The sequence below is a fragment of the Pseudomonas sp. AP42 genome (assembly GCF_001728935.1).
GTDB classification, from domain to species: Bacteria; Pseudomonadota; Gammaproteobacteria; order Pseudomonadales; family Pseudomonadaceae; genus Aquipseudomonas; species Aquipseudomonas lactis.
The window spans coordinates 1-18162 of the sequence record NZ_LYSO01000086.1 but is presented as its reverse complement, the minus strand read 5'-3'; the positions used below and the strand labels follow the sequence as shown (position 1 = coordinate 18162).

Genomic DNA, 18162 nt, shown 5'->3' with positions numbered 1-18162 from the left:
AAATTGCTCAAGGCGCACTCGTCATTCCCCGCCGCTGGTGGATATAGAAAGGGCCTCGATCAATCGGTGACCGATAGCCTGAACATTGCCGGCAGTTGAACCTTGAGACGAACTGGCGCTCTTAAAGTCACCTCTAGATGCGCAAAAGATGCCTGGCGCAGTAAAGCCAAGGGCAACCAAAGTGCCCCGCTTCGTTATATAAAATTTCATCTGTTTACAAGGCTTAACACATGCGGGCCGGCCCTTTCAGCCTGGATCCAATGTTCGTCGAGGCGCAAAAAATTGGACGGTTTTCATACAAACCGTCAAAAGATTAGCCAAAATAGATTCGGCACAAGAATTTTTTTTGCTTCTTGCGCAACGTCAGTTTACTTACTACAAGTAATGGGTAGTATGTACGCCGGCTATTAGCTCACTCTGAGAAAGTAGCCATTAAATTGAAAGTCCTTGAAGGGGAACACGATGAACAACGTTCTGAAATTCTCTGCTCTGGCTCTGGCCGCAGTTCTGGCTACCGGTTGCAGCAGCGTCTCCAAAGAAACCGAAGCTCGTCTGACTGCAACTGAAGACGCAGCAGCTCGCTCCCAGGCCCGTGCAGACGAAGCCTACCGTAAAGCTGATGAAGCTCTGGCTGCTGCTCAAAAAGCACAACAGACTGCTGACGAAGCTAACGAGCGCGCTCTGCGCATGCTTGAAAAAGCAAGCCGCAAGTAATAATCCTTCGGGGTTGTTATCAAGCCGATCCATTTATGGGTCGGCTTTTTTTTGCCTTTGATTTGGCATGTGGGAGCGGGCTTGCTCGCGAAAGCGGTGGATCAGTCAACATCAATGTTTGCTGGGCCGACGTCTTCGCGAGCAAGCCCGCTCCCACAGGGATATTCGCTCAGGCCGATTATTGAAGATCGAGCGGGGTGCTGGATACCACAGATGCGCCGCCTGGCACACCAATTTCGGTCGGCAAGCCATCCTCGGCGGCGACCACATCACGTACCTGGTCCCAGTTGACCCGCAGGTTATTGGACAGGTCTTCGCGCTTGAGCAACGCATTGATAACTGCGGTGTGCTTGTCGACCACCGATGGCGTACCGTCATCATTCAACGGCGTGTGGGCCTCAAGGTAGACCTTGCCACCACTGCTGCCGAACTTGTACGCGTCGTTGATGATGCGCACTGACGTGCCCACCGGCACCATGCCCGCCATTTCCAACACGTTGTTATTGAACATGCGGAAGCAACCGTGGCTGGTACGCGTGCCAATGCCAAACTTCATGTTGGAGCCGTGGATCAGGTAACCCGGCGTGCCCAGGGTGAACTTGAACGGCCCCAGTGGGTTATCGGGGCCGGCAGGCACCACGTTGGGCAGCGGATCACCGTTGGCGGCGTGCTCGGCCTTGATCGAGGCCGGTGGCGTCCAGGTCGGGTTGGGCGTCTTGGCGATGATACTGGTATGAGCAATCGGCGAGCCCCAGCCTTCTCGGCCAATACCCAGCGGGAAGGTATAGACGACGTTTTGGCCTTTTGGATAGTAGTAAAGCCGGTATTCCGCCAGGTTGATCACAATGCCTTCCCGCGGCCCGGGCGGCAGGATAAAGCGTGTGGGCAGCACAATCTCGGTGCCCGCTCCCGGCAACCAGGCATCAACACCCGGGTTGGCCGCGACCATTTCCGAATAGCCCAGGTCGTAGGTAGTACCCAGGTCGGCAAAGGTGTCTTCGTACTTGGCCTTGATCACTTGGACCTGACCGACAATGTCCTCACCGGGCGGTGGCAAGGGCAACTGCAAGGCCGCCGCTGAACCCGCCGCACAAAGCGCAGCAAGAGACAGGCAGCAGGTGACGACGGAAAGGCGCGACAACATCCGGAAAATCCTTCGCAAGACGACGGGTAGGGAAAAATTGATTGTATACGGCTTCGCAGCGCCAAGCTTCAAGCTGTTTATAGCTCGAAGCGCAGCTCCGGCCAGATCGGCGGCGTGCCGCGCTTTTGCGATTCGAGAATCGCCCGGCATAAAGGACAGAGTCGCTGGTCTTGGAAAATCGAGCGGTTGACCGATGACCAGCGTGGCTGTGCCGGCAATAAAGTGCCGCAGAGCGTGCGATCAATGGAGCCGCCCAGTTCCAATTGACGCGCCACCAAATGCACCCGCACTTCCTGGCAGGCGAACAGGTCCAGCTGCTCGTCCGGCTCGATCAGTTGGTAGTTAAACAGGGACCAGGCAGGGCGCGACATCGAGGGCTCCAAATCGGGGGGGCGCCACCTTAGCCGAAAGCCTGCCGGTAGAAAAGCGTCATAACAGCGGTTTTAGCGTTGGCCAGACATTTTCCAGCAACTTGTCCTGAGCGGCGACTGACGGATGCAGCCCGTCAGCCTGCATCAACTCCGGATGGCCGCCGACGCCTTCGAGGAAAAACGGCACCAACGGCACCTTTTTTTCCTCTGCGACATCACCGAACACCTTGGCAAAGGCTTCGACATAGCGCTTGCCGTAATTGGGCGGAATCTGCATCCCCAGCAGCAGCACCTTGGCACCACCGGCCTTGGACTGGTCAATCATCGACGCAAGATTTTGTTTCAATTGCGCGGGCGGCTGGCCGCGCAAGCCATCGTTGCCACCCAACTCGATCACCACCACATCCGGTTTATGCGCCGCAAGCGCCGCCGGCAGCCGCGCGAGGCCCCCTGCACTGGTGTCGCCACTGATGGAAGCATTGACGACTTTATCGTCAAAACCCTCCTGCTTGAGCCGTTGCTCCAGCAACGCGACCCACCCCTTGCGGGTATCCAGGCCGAAACCGGCACTGATACTATCGCCAACGATCAGGACTGTACCCGCCGCTGCGTTCTGGGCCATGCACATCAAGGCCAGGCCAGCACTCAAAAACCACACTCGCATCGGATTCTCCATGGGCGCAAGCATTCTCACCGCGCGAAACCTTAGCAAAGTGGTTCCCAGCGCGGAAGGTGAACTGACTATCCTGCACGAACTGAGCCTGGAACTGAACAAGGGCGATAGCCTGGCTATCGTCGGCAGCTCCGGTTCCGGCAAATCCACCCTACTGGGCCTGCTGGCCGGCCTCGACCTGCCCAGCAGCGGCGAAGTCACCCTGGCCGGGCAAGCCCTGAGCACCCTCGACGAAGACCAGCGCGCACGCATCCGTGCCGAGCATGTGGGCTTCGTATTCCAATCTTTCCAGTTGCTCGACAGCTTGAACGCGCTGGAAAACGTGATGCTGCCGCTGGAGCTGGACGGTCGCCAGGACGCCCGCGAGCGCGCCAAACACCTGCTGGAGCGCGTAGGCCTGGGCCAACGCCTGACCCACTCGCCTCGCCAGTTGTCCGGTGGCGAACAACAACGGGTGGCGATCGCCCGCGCGTTTGCCGCCGAACCGGACGTGCTGTTCGCCGACGAGCCCACCGGCAACCTCGACAGCCATACTGGCGAGCGCATCAGCGACCTGCTGTTCGAGTTGAATAAAGAGAGCGGCACGACCCTGGTACTGGTCACCCATGACGAGCGCCTGGCCCATCGTTGCCGACGCCTGATCCGCCTTGAAGCCGGCCTGATGGTCGCGCCCCTGGAGCCTTGATGGCACGTTTGCCGCTGTTGCGTCTGTTCAGCCTTGCCATGCGTCAGTTACTGCGCGATGCCCGCGCCGGTGAATTGCGCGTGTTGTTCTTTGCCCTGCTGGTGGCCGTGGCCGCCAGCACCGCCATCGGCTACTTTGGTGCGCGCCTCAACGGCGCCATGCTGCTGCGTGCCACCGAGTTCCTCGGCGCCGACCTGGTGCTCGAAGGCAGCTCGCCGGCCCGTCCCGAGCAAATCAAATCAGGGACCGAACTGGGCCTGGATCACGCTCGCATCGTGGAGTTCTCCAGCGTTATCGCCACCGACAATGGCATCCAGCTTTCCAGCATCAAAGCGGTCAACGAGCAGTACCCGTTGCGTGGCGAGCTTAAAAGCAGCACCGAGCCCTTCGGCGCTGAAGTTCCGGGCGGTGGCCCAAAACCCGGCGAAGCCTGGGTGGAAGCACGATTGCTGACGGCGCTGGACCTGAAAGTCGGCGACAGCATTGATGTCGGCATGAAGACCCTGCGTTTGGCGCGCATCCTGACCTATGAGCCCGACCGCGCCGGCAACTTCTACAGCCTCACGCCCAGGGTCATGATCAACCTGGCGGACCTGGACGCCACCGGTGTCGTGCAGCCAGGCAGCCGGGTGAGCTACCGCGAACTATGGCGTGCGCCGCAAGGCAGCACTGCGCTGCAAACCTATCGCGACCTGGTCAAACCGGGCCTGGCCGCCAACCAGCGCCTGCAGGACTCCCGCGATGGCAACCAGCAAATCGGCGGCGCGCTGGGCAAGGCCGAACGCTACCTGAACATGGCCAGCCTGGTGGCCGTGCTGCTGGCTGGCGTGGCCGTGGCGCTGTCGGCCAACCGCTTCGCCAGCCGACGTTTCGATGCCAGCGCGTTGTTGCGGTGCCTGGGCCTGTCGCGCCGTGAAGCGATGTTGTTGTTCACCCTGCAACTGAGTGTGCTGGGCTTGCTGGCAAGCCTGGCCGGCGCCCTGCTCGGCTGGCTGGCGCAGTTTGGCCTGTTCTATTTCCTGCACGACCTGCTGCCCGCCGACGTACCGCCGGGCGGGCTGCTGCCGGCCGTCGCCGGGATCGGTACCGGGCTGGTCGCCCTCGCCGGCTTCGCCCTGCCGCCGCTGGCCGCACTGGGCCGGGTACCGCCGCTGCGGGTGTTGCGCCGCGATTTGCTGCCTATTCCTTCAAGCACCTGGATGGTCTACGGCGCGGCACTGTTTGCCTTGGGCCTGATCATGTGGCGCCTGAGTCTGGATTTGGTATTGACCTTCGCGTTACTCGGCGGCGGTGTGGTGGCTGCGCTGCTCCTGGGTGGCTTGCTGTTGCTGTTGTTGCAAAGCCTGCGGCGGTTATTGGCTCGCGCCTCCCTGCCCTGGCGCCTGGGCCTGGGCCAGTTGTTGCGTCACCCGTTGGCGGCGGCAGGCCAGTCCCTGGCGTTTGGCTTGATCCTGCTCTCCATGGGGTTGATCGCGCTGTTGCGGGGCGAATTGCTCGACACTTGGCAAAACCAGTTGCCCAAGGATGCACCCAACTACTTCGCCCTGAATATCCTGCCGGCCGACAAGGACGCCTTTGGCGCCCGCCTGCTGGACGTCCAGGCGCAAGCGGCGCCGCTTTACCCGGTGGTGCCAGGGCGCTTGATCAGCATCAATGGCGAACCGGTGCAGGAGATTGTCAGCAAGGACTCCAGCGGCGACCGTGCCACTCAACGCGACCTGAGCCTGACCTGGGCAGCCGACTTGCCAGCGGGTAACGTCCTGACGGCAGGTAGCTGGTGGTCGGCGCAACCCACTGATGGGGTTCCTGGCGTGTCGGTGGAAGCCAAGGTGGCCGAGAGCCTGAAGCTCAAGCTCAACGACCATCTGGTGTTCACCATCGGAGGGGAAAACCGTGAGGCGCGGGTCACCAGCCTGCGGACCATCAACTGGGATAACTTCCAGCCTAACTTCTTCATGATTTTCCAACCGGGCACCCTGAAAGATCTGCCCGCGACCTACCTCACCAGCTTCTATCTGGCTCCCGGCCATGACCAACAGATCGTCGACCTGTCGCGGGCCTTCCCGGCGGTCACTATCCTGCAGGTCGAGGCCCTGCTGGAGCAGTTGCGCAGCATCCTTGCCCAAGTGACCTTGGCCGTCGAATACGTGCTGTTGTTTGTACTCGCGGCGGGCATGGCGGTGTTGTTCTCTGGCCTGCAGGCCACCCTGGATGAACGAATCCGCCAGGGTGCATTGCTGCGCGCCCTAGGTGCCGAGCGTAAGTTGCTGGTCAAGGCCCGCCGCATCGAATTCGGCCTGTTGGGGGCGGTCAGCGGCTTGTTGGCGGCACTGGGCACCGAACTGGTGACCTGGGTGCTGTACCGCTATGCCTTTGACCTGGCGTGGCATCCCCACCCGTGGCTGTTGCTGCTGCCCGTGATCGGTGCTTTGTTGATTGGCGCTGCCGGAGTGTTCGGCACGCGCCGTGCGCTGAATGCCAGCCCGCTGACCGTATTGCGCGAAGGCTGAAACCCGGATGGCACGTACCCAGCCAAGGTACGAGCCATCAGGCGGGCTTCACATATTCGATCTTGGTGATCCACCAGCACACCTCTCCGCCGGGGGTCTGTACGACTGCTTCGTCATCCACCTCCTTGCGCAGCAGAGCCCGTGCCATGGGTGAGTCGATGGAGATGTAATCCATACGGTCGTAGATCTCGTCATAACCGACGATGCGAAAACACTTGGTCTCGCCCTGTTCGTTTTCGATTTCGACCCATGCGCCGAAAAATACCTTTCCCTCCTGCTCGGGCATGTACTCCACCACCCGCATGTCTTCCAGGCGTTTGCGCAGGTAACGCACGCGCCGGTCTATCTCGCGCAAGAGCTTCTTGTTGTACTGGTAATCGGCGTTTTCACTGCGATCTCCCAGGGAGGCCGCCCAGGTCACTTTGCGCGTGGTATCCGGACGCTTTTCACGCCACAGGTAATCCAGCTCTTTTTTCAGCGCTTCATGACCTTCTTTGGTAATCAGCTTGGTACTCAAACGCTTGCATCCCCAGGCAATGTCCAATGGTGCCGTTATGCCAGGGCATCATGCCCAGGCAGCGGCTGGCTGGGACTGATGATAAATGAACCCTGGAAAGTATCCAGGCCGGCGCCCCATTACCTCACCCATGCCCCTCCAGCACTTGATCCAACTCAAGCAACGTGCCCTGCATACGCTGGCGCATACCCGACAACTGCAACATCATCATCGCCAGCTTTTCGGCCTTCTGGCTGACCTCCAGCCCCTGCTCCTGCAAATAGGCATGGCGCTGCTCAAGTTCACGGCCCTTTTCTTCCAGTTGGCTCTGCTGCTGTTGCAATCGCGCCTGCCACTGTTCGAGCATCTGTTCCTTCTCCAGTACTGCGCATTTTTTTTGCGTCAGTTCCTGGGCGACCTTGGCCAGGTTGCTCAGTGCGCTGTCCATTTCGAGCAAAGAGGTATGGTCCAGCTGAGCAGGCGGGTCCCAGGGTTCGGACTCCGGCTCAGGTGGGTCCAACCGCAGGTTGTCTGACTCAAAGTGACTGTCATCTTGTTCAACCGGAACAGGCGACGCACTGCTCTCTACCTGCTCCTGCGGTATCGCGACCAGCGACCGCGCCGGTTCCTCAACGGTGTTTTCATCCATAGGCTGCGGCGCAGTCTTGGCTGAGCGCGGATTTCGCGGCGGCGCAACCATTTGCGACGAGAAGCGAATGGACGGCACGATCACTGCACTGCTTTCGATCGCAGGCAACGCAGGGGCTGACATGCCCAGGGTGATGACCTTCATGACCAGAGCCTTCTTGATGATCACCGAGTGGTGATCCTCTGGCCTGGCCGGCGGTAACCGGCAGCCTTTCAAATCAATGAAATGAAAGGGAACCTGAGGTTCGGCAATGGGCGTCGTCTTCGAGCCGGCTGCGGCTGCCATCGTCAAGATCTGTTTGAAGACTTGCATGGCTAATTGCAGGTCCTCTTTGGAATCAACGCCTCCCAGGAAATACCGTTCAATCTTTTTACGTAATGCGGCGACATAAACCCTGGAGTGGCCGGGCTCCGCCTCCTCATCCAGGCTGTACACCAGAAAGTTGGACGCCGTTTGCGTAACAGCAAACCCGCACAACAAGGCGCCGTTAACCGGCGTCCCCTCATCGTTGCGCTCAAGAACAAGAGTACGTAGAAGCATCATGGTAATCAGGCCTCATTACAAAAAAGAAAACTTTATATAAACATCCGATAAACATCCGAACATTAATAAGTATTCAAAACAAAACAATTGTTTCAGCGAATTATCGGAGCGAACGTAGGATTCTTCTTATTAAGCATACTTCGCGTTCCCAAGCCTTCATATTGAACGTACCCTTTTTAAAGCACTTCCCCCTACTGCCGGCCCCTCTCACACGCCCTGCAAAACTTATTCGGTAAAACCATGATCGAGATAAGCAACCTGACAAAACAGCTGGGCAAAACACGCGTAATCAGCAACGTGTCCTTCTGTGCCCAGCGCCAGGAGTGTGTGGGCCTGCTGGGAGAGAGCGGTGCAGGCAAAACCACACTATTGAGCTTGATCGCCGGGGCGATCAAGCCGACGGCCGGGCACATCACTATTCAAGGTTTCAATACCCATATCCATTCAACTCAAGCCAAAAAAATCATTGGCTATCAACTTCAAGGCGGCCTCGACCATCACACGATGTCCGTCAAACACATGCTCAATTTCATTGCTGCCATTCGCGGTTTGAGCGGGCTGGAAAAACGCAGCCAGGTGGCGCAGGTCGCCGCACGCCTGGAACTGCTGCCCGTGCTCGACTGCGCCATCAGCGTACTTCCCCTCGGTTTGAAGCGCAGAGTGGCAATGGCCCAGGCGCTCCTGCATTCACCAAGCCTGCTGCTGCTCGATGAACCCACAGAAGGGCTCTGTCCTGATCAACGGCTCAAGTTCCGGGCACTCATTGAGTCCCTGAGCGAGGAAATGACCATCATCATCGCCTCCCGCCATTACCAGGAGCTGGCGGACATCTGCACCCGTGCCTTGGTTATGGCCGGTGGCCGCCTGGTGGCCGATGCCTCACTGCCCGACTTACAGCGCAGCTCCCGGCATTTCCAGGCCGTCACCCTCGCAGCAGATACCTCGCTGGACTTGCTCGCGCTGGCCGTATTGCCCGGCGTCGCCGGCATCGAAGAAGACCGACATGCACCCGGCAAGGTGACGGTCCTTGCCATGCCTGGGCATTCCATATTTCCCGCAATCAACGCGCTTATCACCCATCGCGGCTGGAACATCACGTCAATGAATCTGGAGCCGGGTCGCCTGAACGATGTCGTTCACCACCTGAGCCAAGAGGTAACACCTTGAGACTGCTACCTGTCATTTTCAAACGACAACTCGCCAACTATGCCTGCGCGCCCAGCACCTATCTGAGCGTGGCGATTTTTCTCGCGCTATGCGCAGTGCTGGGACTGCATTCCAACCAATGGATGGAGCGCAACAGCAGCGATCTGCAGGCCTTTTTCGAGCTGCATCCCTGGCTCTATTTGGTGCTGGTCCCCCTGTTATCGACGCAGTTGTGGTCGGATGAATCCAACGCCAGCTTTTACGACACCCTGAAGGCCTTGCCTGTCACCTCAGTGGAACAAGTGATCGGAAAATTTATCGCAGCATGGACTGTCTGTGGCATTGCGCTGATGCTTAACTTCCCCTTGGTGATTGCCGTCAATTATCTGGGCACGCCTGACAATACCGTTATCGCTTCGCAGTTTCTGGCCAGTTGGTTGCTGGCGGGAAGTTATCTTTCCGTGGGTTGTTTCATCTGTGTACTTGCCAACCAACGCCTGCTGATTTTCTTTGTCACCCTCGGCTTGTTGCTGACCGCCAGTGGGCTTTCGTCAGTACTGGATGCACTTGAACAACAAGCACCCATATGGGTTATCGACAGTTTGATGTCCCTGGATCCCATTGCCCGCTTCAGCGCGATGGATAACGGCAGACTCACACTGCATGACAGCCTGTACTTTATCAGCATGATCGTTGCTTTTCTGTTTGCAACCACCCTCACACTCAACTACAAAAGCAGTTGAGAAAAGGAAGACCACTGATGGGATCCGCTTTTCGTGCGGGTATGACACTTCTCGTCATATCACTGCTGTTTCTGGCACTCAATCTAGTCTGGGTACCCAAACTACCTACTGTCCAATGGGACTTTTCCCAAGAAAAAATCCATACGTTATCGCCAGCAACGCGGCAACTACTTGCCTCACTTGAAAGCCCACTGGATCTGTATTACTTCAATACCCTCAATGCGCCGCAAAAAAGCCAGGCATTAGAACGTTATGGCCGGCGCGTCGAAGACGTGCTCAAGGCGTTCGAAAAAGCGGCAAACGGCCTGATCAACTTACATATCATAAACCCCGCTCCCTTTTCTGAAGACGCCTACAAAGCCAGCTTGTTCGGGCTTGATGACACACAAGGATTTCTTGGTCTTATCGGCACCCGCGCTGGCCAAGGCGCCCAACGCATCGAAGCGTTCCGCCCTGAGCACGAGTCATTACTTGAATATGAGATCAGCCACCTGATCTATAAGTTGGGGCGCCCTGAGCGTGCCACTGTCGGCCTGCTGTCGGGACTGTCGCTGGATAAACCGGCCAGCGAGTTGCTGGCGTTGATGCGCGAGCAATTCAATGTGGTGGAACTGGCGGCGAACATCGCTCAGGTACCGCCATCCATCGCGACATTGATGGTCATACAGCCGCACGCTTTACCTGAGCGGGCCTTATATGCCATTGAGCAATCGGTATTGAAAGGCACCCCGTTGATGATGTTCATCGACCCCGTGAGCGAGATAGGCGCTGACGCCGTGTCAGCGAACGCGAGAATGGAGGGGCTGCTGAACGCGTGGGGCATCCAGATGCCGGAGGACAAGCTGTTGATCGACAATCTTTATGCCTCATCAGCCACGCCCGGTCCGGGAATGCCCCGGGTACTGCACCCGGCCCGGTTACACCTGCCACGACAGGCCATGGCCACGAAGGATATCAGCACCTGGGGACTGGACAGTGTCATCGTCTCAAGCAGCGGTGCGCTTTCGCTAGCGCCCAAGAGCCGCTCACTGCTGACCCCGCTTCTACTGGGCTCAGGGCAATCGGCCCTGTTAGACGCAAAACGCTTTGCCTCGGCGACGACATTCGACTCGCTCATCGATGAAACGGCAACTTCAGGGCAGCGCCATGTAATCGCAGCGCGCATTGAGGGGCCCGCTTACTCAGCGTTTCCCGACGGTTTCAAGGGCCAGCCGCCCGGGCTGCAAAAAGCAGAACTGATTCAGATGGTTGTCGTGGCCGACACTGACCTGCTAGCGGACACTCTCAGCCAGGCACGACCCAACGGCAACGCGCAGTTTGTATTGAATGCATTGGATAACCTGGCGGCGCCCGACGCACTCAAACGCATTCGACCCCGTGTCATGCACCGACCGTTGCACAGGCTGGATCAGATGCGGGACCAAGCCGCACAGGCGTATCGGAAAAATTCGCTTGAGCTGGAGCGACGACTTGAGCAGACGGAGCAAGCATGGCGAGAGCTGAACCCACCGCACACACGGCTTATCACCCAAGCGGTGGATACCAGTACCCAGTTGCAGGCACTGAACAAGGAGCGCCTGCAGTTGCCCATCGAGTTGCATGCACTCAAGGCGCAGGCCTACGCCCCGGTGCAGCGTTTCGAGCGACAGCTCAAAGGGCTGATAATCGTGCCCCTTCCGCTGCTGTTGTGCCTGATTGCCTGGTTACTTTTCCTACACCAGCGCCGGCGTCGTACCCCCGCGATCTTTCACTAATCGCTCACCGACGGGCAATCAGCCCTTGCCGGGCAATGCGCGTCAGTTGGTGGATCACCTCATGGGCGTTGCTGGCACTCGGTGCCTGAATCACTGCCAGATCGAAACTGTCGCTGGCAAAACGGGCCAGTGAATCGCCGTCTTCAACAAACTGGATCAGGAACGCCGAGGGCCGACCGGAACGACGTGGCCAGCCGTCCAGATAGCGCAGCAGTGTCGGCTGGTGCTTACCGCCCAACAGGATTTTCGGATTGCGTTGCGTCAGGTCCGCGGTGATCGGGGCCAGGCGTATGAGGGGGCGTAGTGCATTCATCGTGTCGTGTCTCTGCCTCAAAAGTCTGCGGGCAGGTGAGAGGCAACACCGAACCAGCGCTTTAGCGGTATTTCGAGGAACGCCTAGCGTGAGCAAGCGTACTTCTGTCGGGCTGCATTGAGACCCAGTGGCGCCCCGCAATTAGCTGTTTAAATCGGCGCATGAGCAGCATCCTAGAGAAGCCGGTGGGGCAGTGTCAAGAATCCCGGGCAACGAAAAGGCCCGCATCAGCGGGCCTTTTGTGCAGCTTGCAAAACGATCAGTGAGTGATCGCGCGGTCGACAGACAATTTGCCCGCACCTTCCAGCAACACCGCCAGAGCGCCACCGAGCAACGCCAGTGCGAACTCATAACCGTTGTTGGCCATGAACAGCCCGTTGTGGATGTGTACAGAGAAAATCGCCACCAGCGTCAGGAAGGTCAGGCCCAATGCAGCAGGGCGAACCAGCAAACCGATGATCAGGGCCAGGCCGGCGAAGAACTCGGTACCGCCCGACAGCAGCGCCATCAGCGTACCCGGCGCCAGGCCGATGCTTTCCATCCATTGTGCGGTGCCCGCCAGGCCACCACCGCCAAACCAGCCGAAGAGTTTTTGCGAGCCGTGGGCAGCGAAGATGATGCCCACGAAGACGCGCAGAATAGTCAGGCCATAACCGGCGCGAGTGGACAGTACACGGGTAATCATTGGGCTCATGGGGTACATCCTTTTCCAGGTAGGGGTTGGTTGGCCGCTATATTAATCAGTTTAAACAATGATAAAAGCCGAAATATTGCTTAATTAATATCTAACAATTCGATTATTTACGCGAGGCAATTTTGGCCGCTGTCGGCTCCAGGGACTCCCGCTCCCGATCGAACGCCAAATAATACTTGTTGACGCTATTAACATAGCTGACGCCGCCCATCCCTACCTGCTCCATGGCAATGCGTTCAACCTGGAAAAACCACTGATTGGGGTTAAGCCCACGGCGCTTGGCCTCGGTGCGCATGCCTTGCACTCGCTCCGGCCCCATGTTGTACGCTGCCAGCATAAAGGCCATGCGCTCGCGCTCATTGAGCTTGGGGCTGGCGAAAAACTTGCGACGGATCATCGCCAGGTAACGTGCCCCCGCTTGCACGTTATTGTCGAGCGTCTCGATATTGTTGACCCCCACCCGCTGGGCCGCCGACGGCGTGATCTGCATCAGGCCAGTGGGGCCGCCGCTGTTGCGCGCACCTGGGTCCAGGGAAGACTCCTTGAACGCCAACGCCGCCAGGTTCAGCCAGTCCATACCTTGCTCACGTGCATGTTTTTGCAAAACCGGGCGCAGTTTTTCCAGGCGCTGGCGGTCAGCCCGCGCCAATGGGTTACGGACCTGGTAGAGGCGTCGATAGATACGCTGGAAAGCCACATCCTGGTCGGAAGGCGTGTGATAGGTCTTGAGAAACCGATCAATGCTGGCGCGCAGCATCGACGCGTCCTGGCGTACAAACCAGAACTCGTCGCCCGGTTCGCTGATCACTACCTGTTTGTCAAAGCGCAACTTGGGCAGGATTTTCGCCCAGCGTTGGGCAATCGGTTTTTCCACAATCGTCAGGTGAAAAATCCCGGCCTGCACCATCTCCAGGACATCTTCCACCGCCAGGCTGGGGTCAACCCATTCCACTTTCACCGGTGGGCGCTTGTGCAGAGCCAGTTTTTGATTGACCTGACTGATGGCATCCGCCGCCGCACTGCCGGTGGTCAGCGTCAGTGTGCGACCCGACAGTTGCTCCAACTTGGTAAAGCGTCGTTCACCCTTGACGCCCACCAGCCACAACGGCACATCGCTGACAATTGGATCGCTGGCGCTGACCTTGCGCACGCCCTTCACGTCCAGCAACTCACCGGGCGCTACCAGGTCGCCTTCACCGCGGGCCAGCGCGCCAAGCAACTGATCCTTGGCCTTGGGGATGATCTTGAGGTTGATGGCCTGCCCATCACGGGCATGGCCGTTGAGGTACTGCTCGAAGGCGCGCAACCGATGGTATTCGACACCGATGGCCTGGCCCTGCACTTCACCGGAACTGTTGCGGCTCTGGTTGACCAAGACGCGCAGGGTGCGGCTGGAGCGAATTTGCGCGAGGTCGCGGACCTTGCCGGGTTTGGCCACTTGCAGCGGCCCATCCAGACGTGCGACCGCCGCCATGGGCAGCCATAACGTCAGGCACAACATAAGCAACGCCGAGGGTCGGATCATCCGCTCTCCGGAAAGAAAACTGGCCAGCGCCTGCGCGAATAACGCAGTGCTGGTGGTCAGAAACAGAGCGCTTTATGCGCTGGCAAGGCGTGCAACGGCGCCACGGTGGCAGGCAATCGGCCCACCACAATGTCGCTTGCGACGTTCAAAGACAGCGTTAACGCATTGTAGTTCTTGGTTTTTCTTATCAATCTACAGCTCTGATATGCTTTCCGGCCGCAGGCGGAGATAGCACCATGCAACTCATTGATATTGGCGTCAACCTGACCAACCCCAGTTTCGACGAGAGGCACACGGCCGTTCTCGAACGCGCCTACGCCGCTGGCGTGCAGCAATTGGTACTCACCGGCACCAGCGTCGAGGGCAGCGAACAGGCCCTGCAACTGTGTGTAAAACTCGACGAAAGCGGCCAGCGCCTGTTCAGCACTGCCGGCATTCACCCCCACTCTGCCAGCGACTGGAACAGCGACAGCGCCCAACGTCTACGCAGCTTGCTGGGCGACAGCCGAGTGCGCGCCGTGGGTGAATGCGGGCTGGATTTCAACCGGGACTTCTCCCCTCGCCCCCAGCAGGAAAAAGTCCTCGAAGAACACCTGGCCCTGGCGGTCGAGCTGCAACTGCCGGTATTTCTCCATGAGCGCGATGCCAACCAGCGTCTGCTGGAGATCCTCAAGGACTACCGCGACCACCTGCCTGCCGCCGTGGTGCACTGCTTCACCGGTGAACAGGCCGCACTGTTCAGTTACCTGGACCTGGATTTGCACATTGGCATCACGGGTTGGATCTGCGACGAACGCCGTGGCACTCACCTGCATCCGCTGGTAAGGGAAATTCCCCGAGGTCGTCTGATGCTGGAAAGCGATGCGCCCTACCTGCTGCCACGCACCCTGCGCCCCAAGCCGAAAAATGGTCGCAATGAGCCGGCGTACCTGCCCGAAGTACTGCGCGAAGTGGCCTTGCACCGTAACGAAACAATGGAAGACCTGGCGCTGCACAGCACCGCCTGCGCCCGGCGCTTTTTCGGTTTGCCTGCCGTGGATTAATGCGGCGCATTGACCCACGTCAAAAGCGCTGTTCTGAATAGCGGCACAATAATGGCACCTTGCCAATACTGTTTCCGCTATCAGAGAAAACCTTCCATGGGTGCCTGGCTTAGCAATATCTCGCTCAAATACAAATTCTGGGCCGTCAATGCGGTCGCCTTTATCACCACCCTGCTGCTGGTGCTGTACGCCGTACAGCTTGAACAACAGGCGCGCAGCCAGGCGTCGCAGGCATCGGCCCAGGCTCAGGGGCGCCTGCTCAGCGCCTGGCCAGCCGACAAAACCTTGCCCACGGGTGAGCACTGGCTCACCTTTGCTAAAGGCCAGATCCCCCAGGATCTGCCCGCCCTGAGCACTGCCAACGGCTGGACTGAACTCAACCCCATGCCGTTGTTCGGTGAAAACCCGCTGATCGGCGCCGAAGTGATCAGCCGGGCCGGCGGCCAGCAGGTCGCAGTCCTGGCCTACGCGCCGAGCCTGAGCCAAGTGTTCCGTGAACGCTTCACTCATTACGCCGTCGCGGTAGCCGTGCTGATGCTGGCCATGCTCGGCGCCTCGCAGTTGTTGATCCGCTTCCTGCTCAGTCAACTCAACACCCTCAAGGATGTGATGCTGCACGTTGAAAAAACCGGCGACCTCTCGGCGCGGGTGCCATTGGCCTGCAAGGATGAAGTCGGCCAGATGGCCAGTGCCTTCAACGCCATGCAAGCCGGCTACCAGCGGGTGGTCAATACCGTGGCCCGCACCGCCCGGCAACTGGACGACGGCGCCGCACGCCTGGCTAGCAGCATGAACGAGGTACAACACGGCATGCTCGGCCAGCAGAGCGAAACCGACCAGGCCGCCACCGCCATCAACGAAATGACCGCCACCGTCTACCACATCGCCCAGCACGCGGGCGCCACCCGTGACTTGTCCCAGTCCGCCGACACCCTCGCCGGCAGCGGCCAGGCAGTGGTCACCCGGGTGCAGCGCTCGATCGCCGGGCTGTCCAGTGGCGTACAGCAGACCGCCGAAATGATCCAGAAACTGGCCGAAGACAGCCAGAAAATCAACGGCGTGGTCGGGGTGATCCACAGCATCGCCGAACAGACCAACCTGCTCGCCCTCAACGCCGCCATCGAAGCCGCCCGCGCCGGGGAAATGGGCCGCGGTTTCGCGGTGGTCGCCGATGAAGTGCGCAACCTGGCCAAGCGCGTGCAAAGCTCCACCGACGAAATCACCCGCATGGTCTCGGCGCTGCAAGCCGGCACCCGCGACGCCGTGGACTTCATGCAGGAAAGCTCATTCAAGGCCGATGACTGCGTGCAGCAGGCCCAGGAAGCCGGCATCGCGCTGGCTGAAATCACCGGGGCCGTGGCACAGATGCGCGAAAGCAACACCCAGATTGCTGTGGCCGCCGAGCAACAAAGCCATGTCGCAGAAGAAATGAACCGCGCCGTGGTGAGCATTCGCGATGTGACCGAAAACACCGTACATCAAACCGTGGCGTCGGCGACCACCAGCAATGAACTGGCGACGCTGGCCGGGGAGTTGAGCAAGGCGATTGGGCAGTTGAAGTTGTAAGACTGTTCCAGCTGTAATCCGACTCCTACGACCAAGCCTCGATTTACCTGAGATTAAGACGAAACTTCCTCGCTCCTCTCGCGAATAACGCCGACTTCTTTTACCTGACAACCACTGCAAAGTCCCTCGCCTGATCAAACAGCGCGAGGGAGTGCAGATGGTGGTGTTCGTTAAAGCCCTGGTGGATGGGGCTGTCTCTTGATCTCGGTGCTGGCCAACCTGGTACTGGTGCCCCTAGATCCCGAAGCGCCGAAGGTTGAGCGCGTATTCGCGGATTTCCGCACCTGCCTGAATACCTTTGATAAGTGGACCGACAGCTTTTTAAGTGGTTCGACACTTAGCGTGGAGCAGGTATTCAAGGTGGGAGAACAGGTCGCACTGGTCGCGCCGGCCTCTTCCAAAAAACCCAGTCGCACGGTCGCTCAATGTAAAGCCCAGGGCAGGCTGACCCTGGTGCATCTGTTCGAAAGCACGCAGTTCGTGCCTATCGGCAACACGCCCGTGAGGCTGCAAGCCGTTGCACGAGACAGAAGCCCGGTAGGTGCGCCACTGCATCGGACCATTGGCCCCAGCGGCATTCTTGAAGTCAACGACTGTACCCGCGACCAGACGTACGAAATCACCTTTTACCCCAACGTTTCCAAGGCTCACGTCCAGGCGCTGTATGCGTCCTATGAGTCTGTGATCGCCGGGCTAGAAGCGGATTTGCGCAAGGCCTGGGCCGAGCACTTCAAGCCTCGATGGGCGGACTTTGCCAAAGCGCCCGCTTACAAGCGCAGTGCGTTACAGGGCATGGCCTTTGCTGCCGGGCTTGGCAGCGCGCTTTATAACCTGTGGGACAACATCACCGAGCTGTACGACCTACTCGCGAGTCTCAAATCCAATAGCGAGAAGCTGCTGAAATACCTGTCCGAAGCTGAGCTGAAGGCGCTGCTCACGCTGGGCAAAGACACGCTGGCCAAGGGTTTGCTGGTGCTCAGTGATGAGCCGCTGTTGTTTATCTACCTGTCGGCGCTGGTGGCCTGGGTACGCATGCTGCCGCCACCTGACATGTACGAACTGCTGGGTGAAATCACCGGCGAAGTCTTGATCAATCTGTTGCTGATCTGGGCCACGCGAGGCATTGGGGTCCAGCTGCGCCTGGGTGCGCAGACGCTCAGTCACGTCAAGTCCGGGCGGGCGCGGGCGTTGTTGGAGATGCTGGCCAAACACGTCTCGGGGCCTCGGCTGGAGACGCATGTTGAGACCGCCAAGCCTGTGTTGCTGAGCAGTGCGGCGACGCCGGTCAAGGCAGTGCCGGTGGTGCCGTTGAAGGCGGGTGACACGCTGGTTTCGAATCCGGTGCCGATGGTGCGCGGCAAGACCCAGCGCACGACGTTGGTCCGTCAGGAGCCTGTCGATGATGTGCCGGCTGTGGCTTCAAATCCCAAAGGAGATGCGGCGGCTTCTGCGGATAAAACGGTCACTCACGGTTGCCCGGTGTCGATGGTCACTGGCGAGGAATTGCTGACCCTCACCGATGGCGCGTTGGACGGGATCTTGCCGTTTGAGTGGACGCGGCTGTACCGCACCAGCGCGGTGGAAGTCGATTGT

General features: G+C 59.1%; 17 protein-coding genes. 9 read left to right on the top strand and 8 right to left on the bottom strand.

What is annotated here, in order from left to right; genetic code table 11:
- The first annotated feature begins 462 nt into the window (after positions 1 to 462).
- Entirely contained in the window at positions 463 to 714 is a 252-nt protein-coding gene (oprI, locus tag A7K61_RS22905) for an outer membrane lipoprotei OprI (RefSeq protein WP_003172710.1), read from the top strand.
- A 178-nt stretch (positions 715 to 892) separates the two neighbouring features.
- Here the strand turns inward: oprI and A7K61_RS22900 are convergent, their stop codons facing one another.
- From A7K61_RS22900 to A7K61_RS22890, 3 genes are all read right to left on the bottom strand, one after another.
- Positions 893 to 1858 (bottom strand): L,D-transpeptidase family protein, encoded by a 966-nt coding sequence (locus A7K61_RS22900; RefSeq protein ID WP_047710389.1) that lies wholly within the window; start codon positions 1856 to 1858, stop codon positions 893 to 895.
- A gap of 77 nt (positions 1859 to 1935) precedes the next feature.
- Complete coding sequence (locus tag A7K61_RS22895) at positions 1936 to 2229, bottom strand: hypothetical protein (RefSeq protein ID WP_003189866.1); 294 nt, start codon at positions 2227 to 2229, stop codon at positions 1936 to 1938.
- 58 nt (positions 2230 to 2287) lie between these two features.
- Entirely contained in the window at positions 2288 to 2893 is a 606-nt protein-coding gene (locus A7K61_RS22890) for an arylesterase (protein WP_044274567.1), read from the bottom strand.
- Positions 2894 to 2903: 10 nt separating this feature from the next.
- Between A7K61_RS22890 and A7K61_RS22885 the strand changes: the two genes are divergently transcribed.
- Entirely contained in the window at positions 2904 to 3587 is a 684-nt protein-coding gene (locus A7K61_RS22885) for an ABC transporter ATP-binding protein (RefSeq protein ID WP_003189864.1), read from the top strand.
- The gene (locus A7K61_RS22880) at positions 3587 to 6097 is read left to right on the top strand and encodes an ABC transporter permease (RefSeq protein ID WP_047710388.1); all 2511 of its coding nucleotides are present in this window, start codon (positions 3587 to 3589) and stop codon (positions 6095 to 6097) included. The genes A7K61_RS22885 and A7K61_RS22880 overlap by 1 nt, the downstream gene beginning before the upstream one ends.
- Positions 6098 to 6134: 37 nt before the next feature.
- On the opposite strand, the gene greB is transcribed toward A7K61_RS22880, so the two are convergent.
- Positions 6135 to 6614, bottom strand: a complete 480-nt coding sequence (gene greB / locus A7K61_RS22875) for a transcription elongation factor GreB (protein ID WP_069558441.1) — start codon at positions 6612 to 6614, stop codon at positions 6135 to 6137.
- A gap of 124 nt (positions 6615 to 6738) precedes the next feature.
- Complete coding sequence (locus A7K61_RS22870; RefSeq protein WP_069558437.1) at positions 6739 to 7785, bottom strand: hypothetical protein; 1047 nt, start codon at positions 7783 to 7785, stop codon at positions 6739 to 6741.
- Positions 7786 to 8025: 240 nt separating this feature from the next.
- On the opposite strand from A7K61_RS22870, the gene A7K61_RS22865 reads away from it, so the two are divergent.
- From A7K61_RS22865 to A7K61_RS22855, 3 genes are read left to right on the top strand one after another with little or no spacing between them, the layout of a single operon-like run.
- Entirely contained in the window at positions 8026 to 8952 is a 927-nt protein-coding gene (locus tag A7K61_RS22865; RefSeq protein ID WP_069558436.1) for an ABC transporter ATP-binding protein, read from the top strand.
- Positions 8949 to 9674: an ABC transporter permease gene (locus A7K61_RS22860; protein WP_069558435.1), complete on the top strand. Its 726-nt coding sequence runs from the start codon at positions 8949 to 8951 to the stop codon at positions 9672 to 9674. The genes A7K61_RS22865 and A7K61_RS22860 overlap by 4 nt, the downstream gene beginning before the upstream one ends.
- A 17-nt stretch (positions 9675 to 9691) precedes the next feature.
- Positions 9692 to 11428: a Gldg family protein gene (locus A7K61_RS22855; protein ID WP_069558434.1), complete on the top strand. Its 1737-nt coding sequence runs from the start codon at positions 9692 to 9694 to the stop codon at positions 11426 to 11428.
- 4 nt (positions 11429 to 11432) lie between these two features.
- On the opposite strand, the gene A7K61_RS22850 is transcribed toward A7K61_RS22855, so the two are convergent.
- The 3 genes from A7K61_RS22850 to A7K61_RS22840 form a co-directional block, all read right to left on the bottom strand.
- A complete protein-coding gene (locus A7K61_RS22850) occupies positions 11433 to 11741 on the bottom strand; it encodes a hypothetical protein (RefSeq protein WP_003189853.1) in 309 nt (102 codons plus the stop codon).
- A gap of 259 nt (positions 11742 to 12000) precedes the next feature.
- Positions 12001 to 12435, bottom strand: coding sequence for a DoxX family protein (locus A7K61_RS22845; protein ID WP_044274573.1), 435 nt, complete (start codon positions 12433 to 12435; stop codon positions 12001 to 12003).
- Positions 12436 to 12538: 103 nt separating this feature from the next.
- Positions 12539 to 13960, bottom strand: coding sequence for a transglycosylase SLT domain-containing protein (locus A7K61_RS22840; RefSeq protein ID WP_044274574.1), 1422 nt, complete (start codon positions 13958 to 13960; stop codon positions 12539 to 12541).
- 236 nt (positions 13961 to 14196) lie between these two features.
- Between A7K61_RS22840 and A7K61_RS22835 the strand changes: the two genes are divergently transcribed.
- The 3 genes from A7K61_RS22835 to A7K61_RS22825 form a co-directional block, all read left to right on the top strand.
- On the top strand, positions 14197 to 15003 hold the full coding sequence (locus tag A7K61_RS22835) for a TatD family hydrolase (RefSeq protein WP_044274575.1): 807 nt from the start codon (positions 14197 to 14199) through the stop codon (positions 15001 to 15003).
- A gap of 96 nt (positions 15004 to 15099) precedes the next feature.
- A complete protein-coding gene (locus A7K61_RS22830; RefSeq protein WP_069558433.1) occupies positions 15100 to 16569 on the top strand; it encodes a methyl-accepting chemotaxis protein in 1470 nt (489 codons plus the stop codon).
- A 198-nt stretch (positions 16570 to 16767) separates the two neighbouring features.
- A partial coding sequence (locus tag A7K61_RS22825; RefSeq protein WP_256558015.1) for a DUF6531 domain-containing protein occupies positions 16768 to 18162 on the top strand: 1395 nt, incomplete at its 3' end.